At 64.8% G+C, this 16,964-nt stretch carries 14 protein-coding genes; 1 reads left to right on the top strand and 13 read right to left on the bottom strand.

The genetic code is table 11. The annotated features are described in order from the left end of the window. Nucleotides 1-26: 26 nt before the first annotated feature. From BUB39_RS22020 to aptA, 5 genes are all read right to left on the bottom strand, one after another. Entirely contained in the window at nt 27-839 is an 813-nt protein-coding gene (locus BUB39_RS22020) for an ABC transporter ATP-binding protein (RefSeq protein ID WP_073058041.1), read from the bottom strand. Between the two features lie 7 nt (nt 840-846). Then, nucleotides 847-2,304, bottom strand: a complete 1,458-nt coding sequence (hydA, locus tag BUB39_RS22015; protein WP_073058040.1) for a dihydropyrimidinase — start codon at nt 2,302-2,304, stop codon at nt 847-849. A gap of 32 nt (nt 2,305-2,336) precedes the next feature. Beyond that, nucleotides 2,337-3,587, bottom strand: a complete 1,251-nt coding sequence (locus BUB39_RS22010) for a Zn-dependent hydrolase (RefSeq protein WP_073058039.1) — start codon at nt 3,585-3,587, stop codon at nt 2,337-2,339. 155 nt (nt 3,588-3,742) lie between these two features. Next, entirely contained in the window at nt 3,743-5,236 is a 1,494-nt protein-coding gene (locus tag BUB39_RS22005; RefSeq protein ID WP_073058038.1) for a CoA-acylating methylmalonate-semialdehyde dehydrogenase, read from the bottom strand. 21 nt (nt 5,237-5,257) lie between these two features. Then, the gene (gene aptA / locus BUB39_RS22000; RefSeq protein ID WP_073058036.1) at nt 5,258-6,580 is read right to left on the bottom strand and encodes an omega-aminotransferase AptA; all 1,323 of its coding nucleotides are present in this window, start codon (nt 6,578-6,580) and stop codon (nt 5,258-5,260) included. A gap of 122 nt (nt 6,581-6,702) precedes the next feature. Here aptA and BUB39_RS21995 point away from each other — a divergent pair, with 122 nt between their 5' ends. Further along, nucleotides 6,703-7,266: a cupin domain-containing protein gene (locus tag BUB39_RS21995; RefSeq protein WP_073058034.1), complete on the top strand. Its 564-nt coding sequence runs from the start codon at nt 6,703-6,705 to the stop codon at nt 7,264-7,266. Nucleotides 7,267-7,281: 15 nt separating this feature from the next. Here the strand turns inward: BUB39_RS21995 and glmM are convergent, their stop codons facing one another. From glmM to tolR, 8 genes are all read right to left on the bottom strand, one after another. Beyond that, nucleotides 7,282-8,628, bottom strand: coding sequence for a phosphoglucosamine mutase (gene glmM / locus BUB39_RS21990; RefSeq protein ID WP_073058272.1), 1,347 nt, complete (start codon nt 8,626-8,628; stop codon nt 7,282-7,284). 168 nt (nt 8,629-8,796) lie between these two features. Further along, a complete protein-coding gene (gene ftsH / locus BUB39_RS21985; protein WP_073058032.1) occupies nt 8,797-10,719 on the bottom strand; it encodes an ATP-dependent zinc metalloprotease FtsH in 1,923 nt (640 codons plus the stop codon). A gap of 135 nt (nt 10,720-10,854) precedes the next feature. Further along, the gene (tilS, locus tag BUB39_RS21980) at nt 10,855-12,162 is read right to left on the bottom strand and encodes a tRNA lysidine(34) synthetase TilS (protein WP_073058030.1); all 1,308 of its coding nucleotides are present in this window, start codon (nt 12,160-12,162) and stop codon (nt 10,855-10,857) included. After that, the gene (gene ybgF / locus BUB39_RS21975; protein ID WP_073058028.1) at nt 12,149-13,150 is read right to left on the bottom strand and encodes a tol-pal system protein YbgF; all 1,002 of its coding nucleotides are present in this window, start codon (nt 13,148-13,150) and stop codon (nt 12,149-12,151) included. Before ybgF ends, tilS begins: the two co-directional genes overlap by 14 nt. A 178-nt stretch (nt 13,151-13,328) precedes the next feature. Next, nucleotides 13,329-13,823 (bottom strand): peptidoglycan-associated lipoprotein Pal, encoded by a 495-nt coding sequence (gene pal / locus BUB39_RS21970; protein ID WP_073058026.1) that lies wholly within the window; start codon nt 13,821-13,823, stop codon nt 13,329-13,331. A gap of 224 nt (nt 13,824-14,047) precedes the next feature. After that, nucleotides 14,048-15,421 carry a Tol-Pal system beta propeller repeat protein TolB gene (gene tolB, locus BUB39_RS21965; RefSeq protein ID WP_084527846.1) on the bottom strand — a complete coding sequence of 458 codons (1,374 nt, stop codon included), beginning with the start codon at nt 15,419-15,421 and terminating at the stop codon, nt 14,048-14,050. 80 nt (nt 15,422-15,501) lie between these two features. Continuing rightward, nucleotides 15,502-16,500 (bottom strand): hypothetical protein, encoded by a 999-nt coding sequence (locus tag BUB39_RS21960; RefSeq protein WP_073058025.1) that lies wholly within the window; start codon nt 16,498-16,500, stop codon nt 15,502-15,504. 5 nt (nt 16,501-16,505) lie between these two features. Beyond that, nucleotides 16,506-16,964, bottom strand: a complete 459-nt coding sequence (gene tolR, locus BUB39_RS21955) for a protein TolR (protein ID WP_073058023.1) — start codon at nt 16,962-16,964, stop codon at nt 16,506-16,508.

Genomic DNA, 16,964 nt, shown 5'->3' with positions numbered 1-16,964 from the left:
ACCGCTGGGGCTCGATCAACGAGCCATCAATCCTCATAGGAATGCCCTGCCCGAAGCCCGGCGCGGACACGCGCTGCGATGGCGAGGAATTCAGGCGTCTCGCGGATATCGAGCGTGCGGTGGCGCGGAAAGCCGCACTCGATGACATCGGTGACGCGACCGGGCCGTGGCGACATCACGACGATCTTGGTCGAGAGGAATACAGCCTCGGGAATCGAATGCGTGACAAAGACCACGGTCTTCTGCGTCCGGTCCCAGAGCCGCAGCAGTTTCTCGTTGAGATGATCTCGGACGATCTCGTCGAGCGCGCCGAACGGCTCGTCCATCAGCAGAAGCTCGGGCTCGACGGCGAGCGCACGGGCGATCGAGGCGCGCTGCTGCATGCCGCCGGAAAGCTGCCACGGATATTTCCGCTCAAAGCCCGCGAGGTCGACGAGGGCAAGGTTATCGGCGACGCGCTTGTCGCATTCCGCCCTGGTGAGACCCATGATCTCCAGCGGCAGCGCGATATTCTTGGCGATAGTGCGCCAAGGATAGAGCGCCGCCGCCTGGAAGACATAGCCATAGGCGCGCGCGAGGCGCGCCTCCTCCGGCGAGACGCCATTGACCGTGATCGATCCGCCGGTCGGCTGCTCCAGATCGGCGATGACGCGCAACAGCGTGGTCTTGCCGCAGCCTGACGGGCCGATGAACGAGACGAACTCGCCGCGCTTCACCTCGAGGTCGATATCGGACAGCGCCTGCACCGGGCCGTCATTAGTGTTGAAGACGAGCGACAGGCCGGCAATCTTGATCGCCGGCGCTTCCTTCGCGGTTCCCGATGTCCCCTCCCCGGTCATCAGGCGCTCAGACGCCGATCGGCATATGTTCGGGCGATCGCGTCACGGAACGCGGCGCCGTCAGTTCCTTCCATTTCGACAGCGCACGATTGATGGCCGGAAATGGCTTGCGGGCAATGAACTTGCCGCGACCAGGCCTCGGGCCGGAATTCTGTCCATCCGACCAGACAACCTCGCCGCGCGAGATTGTGTAACGCGGCAGGCCCTTCACGGCGATGCCTTCGAAAACGTTGTAGTCGATGATCGATTTCTGGTTGGCAGCCGTGATCGTCTTGGTCAGGGTCGGGTCCCAAACGACGAGATCGGCATCCGAGCCCGGCAGGATGGCGCCCTTCTGCGGATAGATGTTGAGGATCTGCGCGATATTGGTTGAAGTCACCGCGACGAACTCGTTCGGCGTCAGCCGGCCCGTCTCGACGCCGCGCGTCCAGAGTACGGGCATACGGTCTTCGAGGCCGCCGGTGCCGTTCGGGATCTTGGTGAAATCTGTGAGACCGAACTGCTTCTGCGCCGTGGTGAACGCTGCGTGGTCGGTCGCAACCACCTGCAGCGAACCGGCGGCGAGACCCGCCCAGAGGCTGTCCTGATGGCTCTTGTTGCGGAACGGCGGAGACATCACGCGCTGCGCCGAATAGTTCCAGTCCTTGCTGAAATACTCGCCCTCGTCGAGCACGAGATGCTGGATCAGCGGCTCGCCATAGACGCGCATGCCCTTCTGCCGCGCCCGGCGGATCGCCTCATGCGCCTGCTCGCAGGAAGTGTGCACGATATAGACGGGGACGCCGGCGGCGTCGGCGATCATGATCGCGCGGTTGGTCGCCTCGCCTTCCACCTCGGGTGGCCGCGAGAAGGCGTGGCTCTCCGGTCCCGGACGGCCCTCTGCCATGTATTTCTGCTGCAGCGCGGCGACGATATCGCCATTCTCGGCATGGACGAGCGGCAGCGCGCCAAGCGCGGCGCAGCGCTGGAATGACGCGAACATCTCGTCGTCATTCACCATCAACGCGCCCTTGTAGGCCATGAAATGCTTGAAGGTGTTGACGCCGCGCGCCACCACCTTCTCCATCTCGTCGAAATGCTTCTCCGACCAGCCCGTGACGGCCATGTGGAAGGAGTAATCGCCCGAAGCCTGCCGCGCCGAGCGCTCGGCCCAGGCGTCAAAGGCGGCGAGCATGCCGTCCTCGCCCGGAATGACGAAGTCGACGACCATCGTCGTGCCGCCCGAAAGCGCAGCGAAGCTGCCGCTCTCCCAGGTCTCGGCTGCCGTGGTACCCATGAAGGGCATTTCGAGATGCGTGTGCGGATCGATGCCGCCGGGCATCACATAGGCGCCGGCCGCGTCGATGACCGTATCGCCTTTCAGATCCGGCCCGATCGCCTTGATCGTCTCGCCCTCGATGAGGATATCAGCCTCATAGCTGCGGTCCGCGGCTACGATCGTGCCGCCCTTGATCACCGTCGTCATAGTCAAATCCCTCTTCGGTTCTGGCAGGCGGATCAGCCGACGATCTCGGCCGTCTCGAGCACGGCGTGCAGAAGCACGTCCGCCCCGGCTGATGCCCATTGCGGTGTGATGTTTTCGTCTTCGTTATGCGACAACCCGTCGACGCAGGGGCACATGACCATGGTGGCGGGCGCCACCTTCGCGGCCCAGCAGGCGTCGTGTCCGGCTCCCGAGATGATGTCCATATGGCTGTAGCCGAGCCGCTCGGCGGCGTTCCGTACGCGTGCGACCAGCGTCGGATCGAAGGTCACCGGATCGAAATGGCCGACCGGCTCGATTGAGCAGCCGACGCCGAGCTCTGCAGCGATGAGCGGCGCTTCTTCCTCGATCCGCGCGCGCATACCATCGAGCTTCGCCTGATCGGGGCTGCGGATATCGATCGTGAACACGACCTTGCCGGGCAGAACATTGCGCGAGTTCGGCGTGAAAAACACCTGCCCGACGCCGCCAACGGCCCCGGGCTGGTTCTCCATCGCCACCGCCTGGACCATCTCGATGATCCGCGACATCGCCAGCCCGGCATTGACACGCATGGCCATCGGCGTCGAGCCGGTATGCGCCTCCTTGCCGGTCAGCGTCACCTCCAGCCACCAGAGGCCCTGGCAGTGTGTTACGACGCCGATCTGCTTCTCGCTGGCCTCGAGGATCGGCCCCTGCTCGATATGATATTCGAGATAGGCGTGCATCTTGCGCGCGCCGACCTCTTCATCGCCGACCCAGCCGATGCGCTTCAGCTCCTCGCCATAGGTCTTGCCCTCGGGATCCTTGCGGCCATAGGCATAATCGAGTGTCAGCTGGCCGGCGAACACGCCCGACGCGAGCATGGCCGGCGCGAAACGCGCTCCCTCCTCGTTCGCCCAGTTGGTAACGACAATAGGATGCTTCGTCTTGATGCCGAGATCATTGAGGCTGCGCACCACTTCGAGCGCCGAGAGCACGCCGAGGACGCCGTCGAACTTGCCGCCAGTCGGCTGCGTGTCGAGATGCGAGCCGACATAAACCGGCAGCGCCGCCGGATCCGTGCCCGGCCGCGTCATGAACATGGTGCCCATCTTGTCGACACCCATCGTGAGCCCGGCGGCCTCGCACCAGCCCTCGAAGAGCTTTCGCCCTTCGGCATCGGCGTCGGTCAGCGTCTGGCGGTTGTTGCCGCCCCTGAGCCCCGGCCCGATCTTCGCCATCTCCATCAGGCTGTCCCACAGGCGCTCGCCATTGATGCGGAGGTTGTCGGTCGGGGCGGTCATATCGTTCTGGTCCTTCGATGACGGTCGGCAGCGTGTCGTTGCCGGGCCTGGCCCGGCAATCCAGACTTTCCCTCGATGACCGAGAGCCTGGATCCCCGGGTCAAGCCCCAGGATGAAGTCGAGAGTAGACTTTGGAGGCGTCGCGTTGAAAGCCCTCACATCGTCGGGAAGTTGAACACGGCACCCGACTTGATGCCATCCGGCCAGCGCGAGGTGACGGTCTTGATGCGCGTATAGAAGCGCACGCCCTCCGGCCCGTAGATGGCGTGGTCGCCGAAGATCGACCGTTTCCAGCCGCCGAAGGAATGATAGGCGACCGGGACCGGGATCGGCACATTGATGCCGACCATCCCTGCCTCGATCTTGTCAGCGAAGGAGCGCGCAGCGTCGCCATCGCGGGTGAAGATCGCGGTGCCGTTGCCGAATTCATGGGCATTGATCAGCTCGACTGCCTCGTCATAGCTCCCGGCGCGCAGCACCGAGAGGACCGGACCGAAGATCTCCTCGCGGTAGATCGTCATTTCCTTGTCCACATGATCAAAAAGCGTGCCACCGATGAAGTAGCCGCCCTCATAGCCCTGCAGCTTGAAGCCGCGGCCGTCGACGACGAGCTTCGCGCCCTCGGCGACGCCCTTGTCGATATAGGAAGCGACCTTGTCGAGATGCTGCTTCGTGACGAGCGGGCCCATCTCGGCCTCGCGGTCGGTAGCTGGGCCGATCTTCAGCGCGCGCACGCGCGGCGCCAGCGCCTCGATCAGCGCATCCGCGGTCCTGGCCCCGACGGGCACCGCCACGGAAACCGCCATGCAACGCTCGCCGGCCGAGCCGTAGCCCGCGCCCATCAGCGCATCGGCGGCCTTGTCCATGTCGGCGTCGGGCATGATGACCATGTGGTTCTTGGCGCCGCCGAGCGCCTGCACGCGCTTTCCGGCCGCCGTGCCCGTCGCATAGACATAGGACGCGATCGGCGTCGAGCCGACGAAGCTGACCGCCTTGATGTCGCGATGCGCGAGGATCGCGTCGACGATCTCCTTGTCGCCATGCACGACATTGAGCACGCCGGCAGGCAGCCCGGCCTCGTGCAGCAGTTCAGCGACCACCATCGCCGCGCTCGGATCCTTCTCCGACGGCTTCAGGATGAAGCAATTGCCGGCGGCGATCGCCACCGGATACATCCACAGCGGCACCATGCAGGGAAAGTTGAACGGCGTGATGCCGGCAACGACGCCGAGCGGTTGGCGATCGGAATAGCTGTCGATCGAAGGGCCGACATTCTTCGAATATTCGCCCTTCAGGAGATGCGGGATGCCGCAGGCGAACTCGACCACTTCGAGGCCGCGCTGCACTTCGCCGAGCGCATCGTCATGCGTCTTGCCATGCTCGGATGAAATCGCACGAGCGATGCGGTCGGCGTTCTGCTCCAGGAGATCCTTGAAGCGGAACATCACGCGCGCGCGCTTCAGCGGCGTCGTTTCGGCCCAGGCCGGGAATGCCGCCTTGGCGACAGCCACCGCCGCGTCAAGTTCAGCCGCTGTCGAGAGCGGTAGTTCGGCGATCTGCTCGCCGGTCGCCGGATTGAAGATCGGCGCCGTGCGGGCCGAGGTCGAGGGCAGCTTCTTGCCACCGACGAGATTGGCGATCCTGTCCATGCTGGGCTCCTCCCCTTCCCGTCAGTCGGCCTGCTTCAGGAGACGGCCGAGCGTCTCGAAGATCTGGTCGATATGCGTCTTCTCGATGATCAGCGGCGGCGACAGCGCGATGATGTCGCCGGTCGTGCGGATCATCAGGTTGCTCTCGAACGCCTTGAGGAAGATCGAGAAGGCGCGCTTGGTCGGGCTGCCTGCGATCGGCTCCAGCTCGATCGCGCCGATCAGGCCGAGATTGCGGATGTCGATGACATGCGGCAGGCCCTTGAGGCTGTGAAGTGCATCGGCCCAGTAGTCGGAAAGCTCGGCCGCGCGGGTGAGCAGCCCCTCCTCGGCATAGATGTCGAGCGTCGCCAGCGCTGCGGCGCAGGCGACCGGATGCGCCGAATAGGTATAGCCGTGGAACAACTCGATCGTGTTTTCCGGCGCGTCCATGAAGGTGTCGTAGATCTTCTTGGAGGCGAACACCGCGCCCATCGGCACCACGCCCGAGGTGATGCCCTTGGCCGTGCAGACCATGTCCGGGACGACATCGAAATAATCGACGGCGAACGGCGTGCCGAGGCGGCCGAAGCCGGTGATGACCTCGTCGAAGATCAGCAGGATGTCGTGCTTGTCGCAGATTTCGCGGAGGCGCTTGAGGTACCCCTTCGGCGGAAGCAGCACGCCCGTAGAGCCGGCGACCGGCTCGACGATCAGGGCCGCGATGTTGGAGGCGTCATGCAGCGCGATGACCTTTTCGAGATCGTCGGCAAATTCGGCGCCATATTCCGGCTCGCCACGCGTGAAGGCGTTACGCTCGAGATCGTGCGTGTGACGGATGTGGTCGACACCCGTGAGCAGCGTGCCGAACGTCTTGCGGTTGCCCGAAATGCCGCCGACCGAGATGCCGCCGAAGCCGACGCCGTGATAGCCGCGCTCGCGGCCGAGCAAACGGAACTTCGAGCCCTTGCCGCGGGCGCGATGATAGGCGAGCGCGATCTTGAGTGCCGTATCGACCGATTCCGAACCCGAATTGGTGAAGAACACATGGTCGAGCGGCGACGGCATCATGCCGGCGAGGCGCGCCGCAAGCTCGAAGGCTTTCGGATGGCCCATCTGGAAGGCCGGCGCGTAATCCAGCTCAGCCACCTGCGCCGAAACCGCCTCGACGATCTTCGCCCGACCATGGCCGGCATTGACGCACCAGAGGCCGGCCGTGCCGTCCAGGATCTGCCGTCCGTCGGCCGAGGTGTAGTACATGTCCTTCGCGCCAACCAGCATGCGCGGGTTCTGCTTGAACTGCCTATTCGCGGTGAACGGCATCCAGAAGGCTTCAAGATTGTTAGGACGGACGGGCGCAGTCATGTTGAAAAGGTCTCCGGGATGCCGGGCGGAACGGTTCGACCGGTCATTTTCCTGAACGTAGGCCCGCCAGAAAAGCCGGTCAATTCGTTGCGGACGTTAAGAGTGTTCTTTATATTGAACACATGAACGCCACGCATTTTGACATCGATGTTGGCGCCCGCCTGCGCGATCTGCGCCTCAAGCAGGGGCTCTCGCAGCGCGCCCTGGCCAAGCGCGCCGGCGTCTCCAATGCGACCGTGTCGATGGTCGAGGCCAACCGCATCAGCCCCTCGGTCTCGGGTCTCCGGCAGATTCTGGCAGGCATCCCGATCAGCCTTGGAGAGTTCTTTGCCGGGCCGCCTGGTGATCGCGAGCAGGTGGTGTTTCGCGCTGACGAGTTGAAAGAGATTGCAGGAGGTCCGATCTCCTTCCGCCAGGTCGGCGCCAATCTCGAAGGCCGCGCGCTGCAGATGATCCATGAGCGCTATCGGCCGGGCGCCGAGAGCGGCAAGGCCATGCTGTCGCATCAGGGCGAGGAAGCCGGCCTCGTCATCCGCGGCCGCATGCTGCTGGAGGTCGCCGGCGCCCGCTATGAGCTTGGTCCAGGTGACGCTTATTTCTTCGACAGCCGCCAGCCGCACGCCTTCAAAAATATCGGCGAAGGCGAACTCGAACTCGTCTCCGCCTGCACGCCACCGACCTTCTAGGACGGTGTGGGCGGGCTACGCTGCCACCTGCTTCAGCGCGACACAGATATCGTCGACGACCGAGGTGACGACCGTCTCGTCATCGCCTTCCGCCATGACGCGGATGAGCGGCTCCGTGCCGGACGGGCGGATCACCAGACGGCCGGAGCCGGACAAGCGTGCCTCGCCCTCGGCGATCGCCGCCTTGACGCTTGCGGTATCGAGCGGCTTGCCACCGCCGAAGCGGACGTTCTTGAGGATCTGCGGCACCGGCTCGAAGCGGCGACAGACCTCGCTCACCGGCTTGCCGGTTTGCCGCACCACTGCGAGGATCTGCAGGGCCGAGACGAGACCATCGCCCGTCGTCGAGAAATCCGAGAGGATCAGATGGCCCGATTGCTCGCCGCCGACATTGAAGCCGTGGCTGCGCATATGTTCGACGACATAGCGGTCGCCGACCTTGGTGCGGGCAAGCGACAGGCCAAGCGAACCGAGATAACGCTCAAGGCCGAGATTGGACATGATCGTGGCGACGATGCCGGGCTTCGAGAGCTTTCCCTCCTCAGCCCAGGAAGCAGCAACCACCGCCATGAGCTGATCGCCGTCAACGATCTCGCCGCGCTCGTCGATCAGGATCACGCGATCAGCATCGCCGTCGAGCGCGATGCCGATATCCGCACGTACCTCGTGGACTTTGCGCCTCAGCGCATCCGTCGCCGTCGAGCCGACATCGCGGTTGATATTGAGCCCATCGGGCTTGTCGCCAATCGAAATCACTTCAGCGCCAAGTTCCCACAGCGCTTCCGGCGCCACCTTGTAAGCAGCGCCATTGGCTGAATCGATGACGATCCTTAGGCCTGAGAGATCAAGCGATTTTGGCAACGTCCGCTTGGCGAATTCCACGTAGCGCTCGCGAGCGCCATCGATACGCTTGGCGCGTCCGAGATCGCCGGATGCGGCGAGGCGGCCAGACAGATCCTCCTCTATCAGCGCCTCGATCCGTGCCTCGGCTTCGTCGGAAAGCTTGTAGCCGTCCGGGCCGAACAGCTTGATGCCATTGTCCTCATAGGGATTGTGCGAGGCCGAGATCATGACGCCGAGGTCGGCCCTGAGCGAGCGCGTCAGCATCGCGACGGCCGGCGTCGGCATCGGCCCGAGCAGGAACACGTCCATGCCGGCAGCCGTGAAGCCGGCGGTCAGCGCCGGCTCGATCATGTAGCCCGAGAGGCGGGTATCCTTGCCGATCACGACACGATGGCGATGCGAACCGTTGCGGAAGGCAATGCCGGCTGCAATGCCGACCTGTAGCGCCATCTGCGGCGTTATCGGGAAAGCATTGGCCTTGCCCCGAATGCCGTCTGTACCGAAGAGCTTGCGCGCCATCACTGCCATCCGTCTTTTCGCATGCGGACCTTCATAGTCCGAACACTAGGCGAATACCGTTCAAAATTGATGAGCGACGGTTACATCGTCGCCACGCCCTCGGATAAAAGAATGCACAAACAAAAAGGGCGGCCCGAAGGCCGCCCTATTGCGTGGCAAACAATTCGATCAGGACTGCGGCTGCGGCTCCAGTCCGGTGTCACCCTTCGGCCGAGGCCCGCGCGTCGTCGGCACCACCGAGGGGCGCGAGGGCGGCGTATCGTCGCCCGTGTCGCGGATCGGCGGCTTGCCGGCGAGCAGGCCCCGGATCTCGTCGCCGCTCATCGATTCATATTCGAGCAGGCCCTGTGCCAGGATCTCGAGATCGCCGTGCTTCTCGGAAAGAATGCGGCGGGCGTCGTCGAGGCCAAGCTCAACCAGCCGCCGCACTTCGGCGTCGATCTTGCGAGCCGTCTCTTCCGAAATATTCTGCGTCCGCGACACCGAGTGACCGAGGAACACTTCTTCCTGGTTCTCGCCATAGGCGACGGTACCGAGTTCTTCAGAGAAGCCCCAGCGCGTGACCATGGCTCGGGCAAGGCGCGTCGCCTGCTCGATGTCGGACGCGGCGCCCGACGTGACCTTGTCCTTGCCGAAGGTGACTTCCTCGGCGATGCGGCCGCCCATCATAATAGCAAGGCGCGACGTCATCTGCTCGTAGCTCATCGACAGCTTGTCGCGTTCGGGCAGCTGCATGACCATGCCGAGCGCACGGCCGCGCGGGATAATCGTCGCCTTGTGGACCGGATCGGTCGCGGGGACGTTGAGTGCGACGATCGCATGACCGGCCTCGTGATAGGCGGTCAGGCGCTTCTCGTCCTCGGTCATGACCAGCGAACGCCGCTCGGCGCCCATCATCACCTTGTCCTTCGAATCCTCGAACTCGCGCATGGTGACCATGCGCTTGTTGCGCCGGGCCGCCATCAGCGCCGCCTCGTTGACGAGGTTCATCAGGTCGGCGCCGGAGAACCCGGGGGTGCCGCGGGCCAGCGTCTTCAGGTCGACGTCGGGTGACATCGGAACCTTGCGGGCATGCACCTTCAGGATCTTCTCGCGGCCGACGACATCCGGGTTGGGGATGATCACCTGACGGTCGAAACGGCCGGGACGCAGAAGCGCCGGGTCCAACACGTCGGGACGGTTGGTCGCGGCGATGATGATGATGCCTTCGTTCTGCTCGAAGCCATCCATCTCGACGAGCAACTGGTTCAGCGTCTGCTCACGCTCGTCATTGCCGCCGCCAAGCCCGGCGCCGCGATGGCGTCCGACGGCGTCGATTTCGTCGATGAAGATGATGCAAGGAGCATTCTTTTTCGCCTGCTCGAACATGTCGCGCACGCGGCTCGCGCCGACGCCGACGAACATCTCGACAAAGTCGGAACCCGAGATCGTGAAGAACGGCACATTGGCTTCGCCAGCGACGGCGCGCGCCGTCAGCGTCTTGCCGGTACCGGGCGGGCCGACAAGCAGCACACCGCGCGGAATCCGGCCGCCAAGCCGCTGATACTTCTGCGGATCGCGCAGGAATTCGACGATCTCCTGCAAGTCTTCCTTGGCTTCGTCGACACCGGCGACGTCATCGAAGGTCACGCGGCCATGCGCCTCGGTCAGGAGCTTGGCTTTTGACTTGCCGAAGCCCATCGCCTTGCCGCCGGCGCCGCCCTGCATCTGGCGCATGAAGAAGATCCAGACCGCGAGGATCAGGAACATCGGGAACCAGGAGATCAGCACGCCGATCAGCGACGTGCCGGCCTCGGACGGCGGCTTCGCCGAAATGGCGACGCTCTTCGCCTCGAGGCGCTTTACAAGATCGGAATCCTGCTGTGGGGCAAAGGTCTGGAAGCCACTATTGTCGCTGTAGGAGCCGCTGATCTGCTGGCCCGCGATCACAACGCTCTTCACCCGCCCGGAATCGACATCATTCAGAAACTGCGAATAGGCGATGTCCTGGCCAGCTGCGCGCGGACCCGGATTCTGGAACAGGTTGAAAAGCGCGATCAAAAGCAGGCCGATAATGACCCAAACGGCGAAGTTGCGAAAATTCGCGTTCATAAGAGTCCCTTCAAGGGCGGGGAGCTGCGCACGGGCGCGGCTCGTCACCGGCTAAGATAGGTGTACGGGCCTGGGAAGCCAAGTGAAGCTCTGGCAGCGCCGATGCATAAAATGCCAGAATGGTTGAGAGGCCGGTCATAGATCATCGATCCGCCTGCGATCAAGCAGGCGCAGCGGCACGATCGAGCGCATTTCGGCACGGATATTATGCTCTGGCGCGGCCTGGAACCCCAGGATGGGCGCGGCGATGAGCCTGTCGTCCTGAAAAAGCGCTGGGCTCGCTTCCATGGCGCGCGGCAATCCGTCCTCGAGACAGGCGCCAAGCGATCGCCGTCCGGCGTCTCCGAGCGGGGCGAGCCTCAGTCGCGCTTCGGCTGCCACAATGCGCACGATGAAGCGCCCATCCCAGACGCCCTCGAAGGCACCGGCAACGTGAATCTCGGGCAGGCCGGCGCGGCCAGCCTCACGCTGAAACCGCAATTCGCCTTTCCGCCGCTCGATCGTCACTCCGGCAAGTGTCCGCGCAGGAACCGTCCCAACGCCTGATGTCATTGCCGACGCAAGCTCGACCAAGCTGTCGAGGCGCGGGCCGTAGATGGCGCCGCCCACCGCCCGCAAAATGCGAGCGAGAACACGCAGCCGCGTTTCCTCCGGCTCCGCTGCGAGCCGTGCAACCTCGAGCCGCACCGCGCCGGTAACGTCGACTTTGGCCGACTGGAGCAGGCGATCGGCGTAGTCGTCGAGCGCCGATGCCGCGCGGCGGAAGCGCGCGGCGGTTGCCACCAGCGTCGGGGTATCGAGACCCTCCCCGGCGAGCGCCGGCATCACACGACGGAGGCGAGCCCGTGCGAAGCGGCTGTCCTCATTATGCGGATCGCTCACCGGAGTAAGGCCGGATGCTGCAACCACGGCGGCCAGATCCACCCGGCGGAGACCGAGCAGCGGACGGGCAATGCGCATCTCCTCGCGTCGGCTCTCGGCCGCCATCGCCGCAAGGCCGTAGACACCCGAACCGCGCGCCATCCGCAGAAGCAGCGTCTCCGCCTGGTCGTCGGCATGGTGCGCAGTCATGAGCACGGTCGCGCCCTCGGCACGCGCCGCCGCGAACAGGAGGCCGTAGCGCAAATCTCTCGCCGCGGCCTCGATGTCGGAGGTCGGCGCCGACCCCGTGCCGCGTAGCGCCTGGAACGCCAGACCGAGCTTGGCCGCCGCCGTCCCGACGGCTGCAACCTCGGTTGCCGCTTCGGGCCGCAGTCCATGATCGACCGAGAGGACGACGAGACGCGGGCCAGTATCCAGAGATTGCCGCCAGCGATGCGCCAGCGACATCAGCGCGAGCGAATCCGCCCCGCCCGAGACCGCCAGGGCGATCACTGGCTCAGTGGCCCAACGGCCGAACAGTCCGGCGACCTCCAGATCGCCGGCGGGCTCAGCAGCTCGCACTGGCCTGTTCAGTCTTGACGCGCTGCATCAGCGCGTTGGAGGCCTTCGGATACTTCTTCAGAATCTCGGCATAGGTGCCGCAGGCAGCATCGCGCTGCCCGAGGCCGACCAGCGAAAGGCCGAGCTTCAGGAGCATGTCGGGCGCCTTCGCGCTTTTCGGATATTGCTGGTACCCGGTCAGGAACGCGTCGGCCGCACCACGGAAATCGCTACGCTGATAGAGGCTTTCGCCGATCCAGAATTGCGCATCCGGGGCCAGCGCATCGCCGGGATAATTGGCGAGGAACAGCTGGAACGCGTTCTCTGCGACGTCGTAATCGCCCTTCAGCACCAGATCATAGGCCGCATCATAATCGTTGCGAGAGTTGCCCGAGGGTGCCGGCGCGGGCGAAGGCGTAGCCGCCGGCGCGGCGAGTGTCGCCAGATCCAGTGGCTGGCCGCTCTCGCTGGCGGGCAACTGGCCGAGCGGACGCGGCGGGGTGCCCGGCCCGCCGGCGTCGGCAGGAGCGACGCCCTGGGTCGCGCTCGGCGAGGCGGACCCGATCGCCTGACCAATCGGATCAGGCCCCGGCGCGGCAGCAGTCGGGCTGGCTGAGGGTCGAAGCGCCGGCGCGACGGGCGCTGCGGCCGCAGCCTTGCGATTGCCGGGCGTCCCGCCCTGCGTCGCGCGGATCTGCGCCTGCAATTGATTGAGCTGGAACGTCAGCTCCTCGATCTGACCGGTCATCTGGCGCATCTGCTGCTCCATGCGGTCCATCCGCATGGCAACCTGCGCCTCGCTGGACGGCGAGGCAGCCTGTGCCGAGAAGCCGGGCGTCCCCGTCATATCGCCGCCGCCGCCGACCGACGAAGGCGGCGCCGGGGCGTTTTGCTCGGGGACCTGCTGCTCGCGTTTGAAGATGTCGAACAGGCCCGCATGGGCGGGCGCGCTCGACGCCAGTACCATGGCACCCAGCGCCACGGCGAGAAATGTGTCGCGTGTCGTCATTGATCCATCCACGGGACAGCGCGCGGCGCGCCGGAGAAACCGCCGCTGACCGCGGCATCCCTTTCAGCCCATAGATAGTGTTGAGTTCGGCCAAAGTTTGACGCCGGCCATAAACGACAGCGGCGGCCCCGTTTCCGGGAACCGCCGCGTATCACGATCCGCTGGTGGACGGATGGGCCTAGTTGTCGAGCACGGTGACGGCGCGACGGTTCTGCGACCAACAGGAAATGTCGTTGCAGACCGCGACCGGACGCTCCTTGCCATAGGAAATGGTGCGGATACGGGCCGGGCTGATGCCGCGCGAGACGAGATAGTTCTTGACGTTGGTGGCGCGGCGGGCGCCGAGCGCGATGTTGTATTCGCGGGTGCCGCGCTCGTCGGCGTGACCCTCGATCGTCACCTGGTAGCGCGGGAAGCGCTGCAGCCAGGCGGCCTGCTTGTCGAGCGTGACGCGACCCTGGGCCGAAACGTCGGTCTCGTCTGTACTGAAGAAGACACGGTCGCCGACATTGACCACGAAGTCCTGCGCACTGCCCGGCGTGGCCGAGCCGATGCCGCCGGCGCCAGCGCCTTCTGGACCACCCGGCTTGTTAGCACAGGCAGCCAGCATCAAAGCAAGGCCCAGGAACCCGACGAGCTTCATCCCGTGCGAGACCGATCGAATATCCATCATTAAAGAAACTCCTTGTCCACCATGATCGGACTTCCGGTTTTTAGGCCGCGCTTGGTTAAGTGCGGGTTCACGGACAGGGTTGATCAAAGGTTAAGCGATAGCGCGTTACGCGACGCCGCGCGGCGGAAGCCTTGCTCCGCCTCGATTCCGCCAACGCGCAAAAGCGGCCGGCGATCCGAGACGGATGAGGGAAATTGAGCGGCGCGCACGCTAGGGGCCCCGCTTCAGTTGATCAAGGGCGACCAAGCCGGGTCCGAGCCGAAATTCGGCGTCGGAACGCGGAACTCGTTATACCCCGTCAGGTCGATCGACCAGAGCTGCGGTCCGCCCGTCGGTCCCGGAACATCGCGGAAGAACATCAGCACGCGGCCATTCGGCGCCCAGGTCGGACCCTCATTGTGAAAGCCCTCGGTCAGGATGCGTTCGCCCGAACCGTCGGGCTTCATGACGCCGATGGCGAAGCCGTTCGCGGACTGGCGCGTGAAGGCGATGAGATCGCCACGCGGCGACCAGACCGGCGTCGAATAGGAGCCTTGGCCGAACGAGATACGCGTCGGGTTCGATCCGTCGGCGCCCATGACGTAGATCTGCTGGCTGCCGCCGCGATCGGAGGTGAACGTCATCCGCGTGCCGTCCGGCGAATAGGACGGGCTGGTATCGATCGAGGCAGAATTGGTCAGCCGCGTCGTTTTCTTCGAGCGCAGGTCCATCCGGTAGATATTGGCGTTACCCTGATCCTCAAGGCTCATCACGATGCTCTGCCCGTCGGGCGAGAAGCGCGGCGCGAAGGTCATGCCCGGGAAATTGCCGACGAGTTCGCGCTGGCCGGTCTCGATATTGAGCAGATAGACGCTCGGCTGATCCTGGCCGTAGGACATGTAGACGATTTCCTGCGACGACGGATTGAAGCGCGGCGTCAGCACCAGATCGTTGCCGCGCGTCAGGAAGCGGGCATTGGCGCCGTCCTGATCCATGATCGCGAGACGCTTGATGCGCTTGTCCTTGGCGCCGCTCTCGTCGACATAGACGATACGCGTGTCGAAATAGCCGCCGTCTCCGGTGAGGCGCTCATAGATCGCATCGGCGATGATATGGGCAACGCGGCGCCAATTGTCGGGGCTCGTATAGAATTGCTGGCCGGCCATCTGCTGCCCGGCATAGATGTCCCACAGGCGGAACTCGGCCTTAAGCCGGCCGTCCGGCTGGCGCGAGACGCCGCCGGTCACCAGCGCCTGGGCATTGATGACGGTCCAGTCCTGGAAGCGTGGGGTCTGGTCGGCACGCGTGATCTTCTCGATGAACGATGCCGGATCGAGCGGCAGGAACAGCCCGGAGCGCTTGAGGTCCGCCGCGACGACGCCGGAAACATCGGCCGCGAGCTGCGCGTCCTCGGCGCTGCCGCCGATGAAGGCCGGAATGGCGATCGGCAGCGGCTGGACATTGCCTTCGGTGACGTCGAGGCTGATCAGCGCCTCGGCCCGGTCAGCCGTCATTATTCCGCCGCCGAGCACCGCCGCGGCTAGGCCGAGCGATGCGAGCGTCAGGCGGAAGAAGCGGAGCGGCCCGGCGGCGCGTCTCTCGGCAGCGTGAACCGTCATGATGGTGTTCCTTAGGTCCGAAAGTCTTGAGTTGGGCCGGTCATGCATGAAGATAACGGCGGTGCAGTGACGAAGACGCTTCAACCCTGAGGGCTGAAGCGCATCTGGACTTCGCTCCACTGGTCGTATTTCTCGACCGGAAGCTGATACGGCCCACATTGCAGGATGGCACGCACCGCGCCCTCTGCGGCGACGGTGCCATAGTTGCTGGCAGGATACTGCTCGACGCTCGGCGTACCATTGACCGTGCCGTCCTGGTTGAGCTTGAAGCGAATGGTGACGGTGACCTCGGCGGGATTTGTCCATCCCACCGGGAGCTGCCAGCAGCGCTGGACCTGCGCGCGCAACGCGTCGAGCTCGCTCTGCGACATCACCGCCGTCGGGTTGCGCGCCTCTTCGGCGCCAAAGCTCTCCGGCTCCTGGCTCGCCTGCGTGCTGCCGGTCGGCTTCTGACGATCGAGGAGCGCCGAGATCTTGTCAGGGTCGAACTTCGAATCGGTCGTGCTCTGCGTCGGCGTCGCCGGCTTGACTGCGGCAGTCTGATCGGGTTTCGGCGGCGTGGGGGTCGGCGGCGTCGGGCGAACGCGCGGCTTCGGCGCCGGCGGCGGCGGCGGTGCTTCTGCCAGCTTCTCCGCCTCGGCCGGCTTCGGTGCGGGGGCGGGTTCAGGCGTCGGGGCGGGCGCCGGTTCGGCCGGCTTCTCCGGCGCAGCAGGCGTCGGAGGCGGCGGCGTCTCCTCGGCCTTCGGGGTGGGCGGCGTTGGTTCCGCCTTCGGAGCCGGCGGGGTCGGCTCGGCCTTAGGCGGCGGCGGGGTCGAGGGAGGCGTCGGCTTCGGCGGCGGAGGTGTCGGCGCCGGCTTCGGCGAATCCTTTTCAGCCGGCTTGTTCGGCGACGGCTTGTCCTTCACCTCGGCCGTCTTCTTGCCCTTCTGCAAGCTGGTCAGCTCGGAAATCGGCACGAGTTCGACCGGCAGCGCCTCCACCGAACTCGTATCGAACGGCTTGGTGTCGGGCAGCGCAAAGAGGCCCCAGAACAGAATGAGGAGATGGGCAATAATCGAAGTGATGAGCCCGGTACGCATCGGGATCAGCCGCCCTGGGAGTCGATCGTGACCAACCCGATGTTGCGGTAGCCGGCGCCGGAGATCAGGCCCATGACCTGCATGATCGCGCCATAATTGCTGCTCTTGTCACCCCGCACGAAGATACGCTCGTCATAGCCGGTGGTGGCGATCGCCTTGAGCTTCGGCACGATCTCGTCAGCCGGAATCTCGGTGTCCTGCAGGAAAATCTTACCCGTCGGATCGATGGTGATGGAGATCGGATCCTTATCGGCCGAAAGCGCTTTGGCCTCACTCTCAGGCAAGTTGATCGGCACGCCGGAGGTCAGCATCGGTGCCGAGACCATGAAGATGATGAGCAGGACCAGAATAACGTCGACGAACGGCGTGACGTTGATTTCACTCATGATTGCGGTCGAACGGCGACGACGGCGCGCGCCGCGGCGCCCGCCTCCCCCGCCCGCTCCACCGACAGCCATGCCCAT

The sequence above is a fragment of the Kaistia soli DSM 19436 genome, assembly GCF_900129325.1.
Lineage (GTDB): Bacteria > Pseudomonadota > Alphaproteobacteria > Rhizobiales > Kaistiaceae > Kaistia > Kaistia soli.
The sequence above is the reverse complement of the archived record's forward strand: the minus strand, read 5'-3'. Positions and strand labels throughout refer to the sequence as shown.

Coding starts and splice junctions, on each gene's coding strand:
- tolR (WP_073058023.1), bottom strand. CDS start 16,964: ATGGGCATGGCTGTCGGTGGAGCGGGCGGGGGAGGCGGGCGCCGCGGC.
- ybgF (WP_073058028.1), bottom strand. CDS start 13,150: ATGACGACACGCGACACATTTCTCGCCGTGGCGCTGGGTGCCATGGTA.
- hydA (WP_073058040.1), bottom strand. CDS start 2,304: ATGACGACGGTGATCAAGGGCGGCACGATCGTAGCCGCGGACCGCAGC.
- BUB39_RS22010 (WP_073058039.1), bottom strand. CDS start 3,587: ATGACCGCCCCGACCGACAACCTCCGCATCAATGGCGAGCGCCTGTGG.
- tolB (WP_084527846.1), bottom strand. CDS start 15,421: ATGACGGTTCACGCTGCCGAGAGACGCGCCGCCGGGCCGCTCCGCTTC.
- BUB39_RS22005 (WP_073058038.1), bottom strand. CDS start 5,236: ATGGACAGGATCGCCAATCTCGTCGGTGGCAAGAAGCTGCCCTCGACC.
- glmM (WP_073058272.1), bottom strand. CDS start 8,628: ATGGCGCGCAAGCTCTTCGGTACAGACGGCATTCGGGGCAAGGCCAAT.
- ftsH (WP_073058032.1), bottom strand. CDS start 10,719: ATGAACGCGAATTTTCGCAACTTCGCCGTTTGGGTCATTATCGGCCTG.
- aptA (WP_073058036.1), bottom strand. CDS start 6,580: ATGACTGCGCCCGTCCGTCCTAACAATCTTGAAGCCTTCTGGATGCCG.
- BUB39_RS21995 (WP_073058034.1), top strand. CDS start 6,703: ATGAACGCCACGCATTTTGACATCGATGTTGGCGCCCGCCTGCGCGAT.
- BUB39_RS22020 (WP_073058041.1), bottom strand. CDS start 839: ATGACCGGGGAGGGGACATCGGGAACCGCGAAGGAAGCGCCGGCGATC.
- pal (WP_073058026.1), bottom strand. CDS start 13,823: ATGATGGATATTCGATCGGTCTCGCACGGGATGAAGCTCGTCGGGTTC.
- BUB39_RS21960 (WP_073058025.1), bottom strand. CDS start 16,500: ATGCGTACCGGGCTCATCACTTCGATTATTGCCCATCTCCTCATTCTG.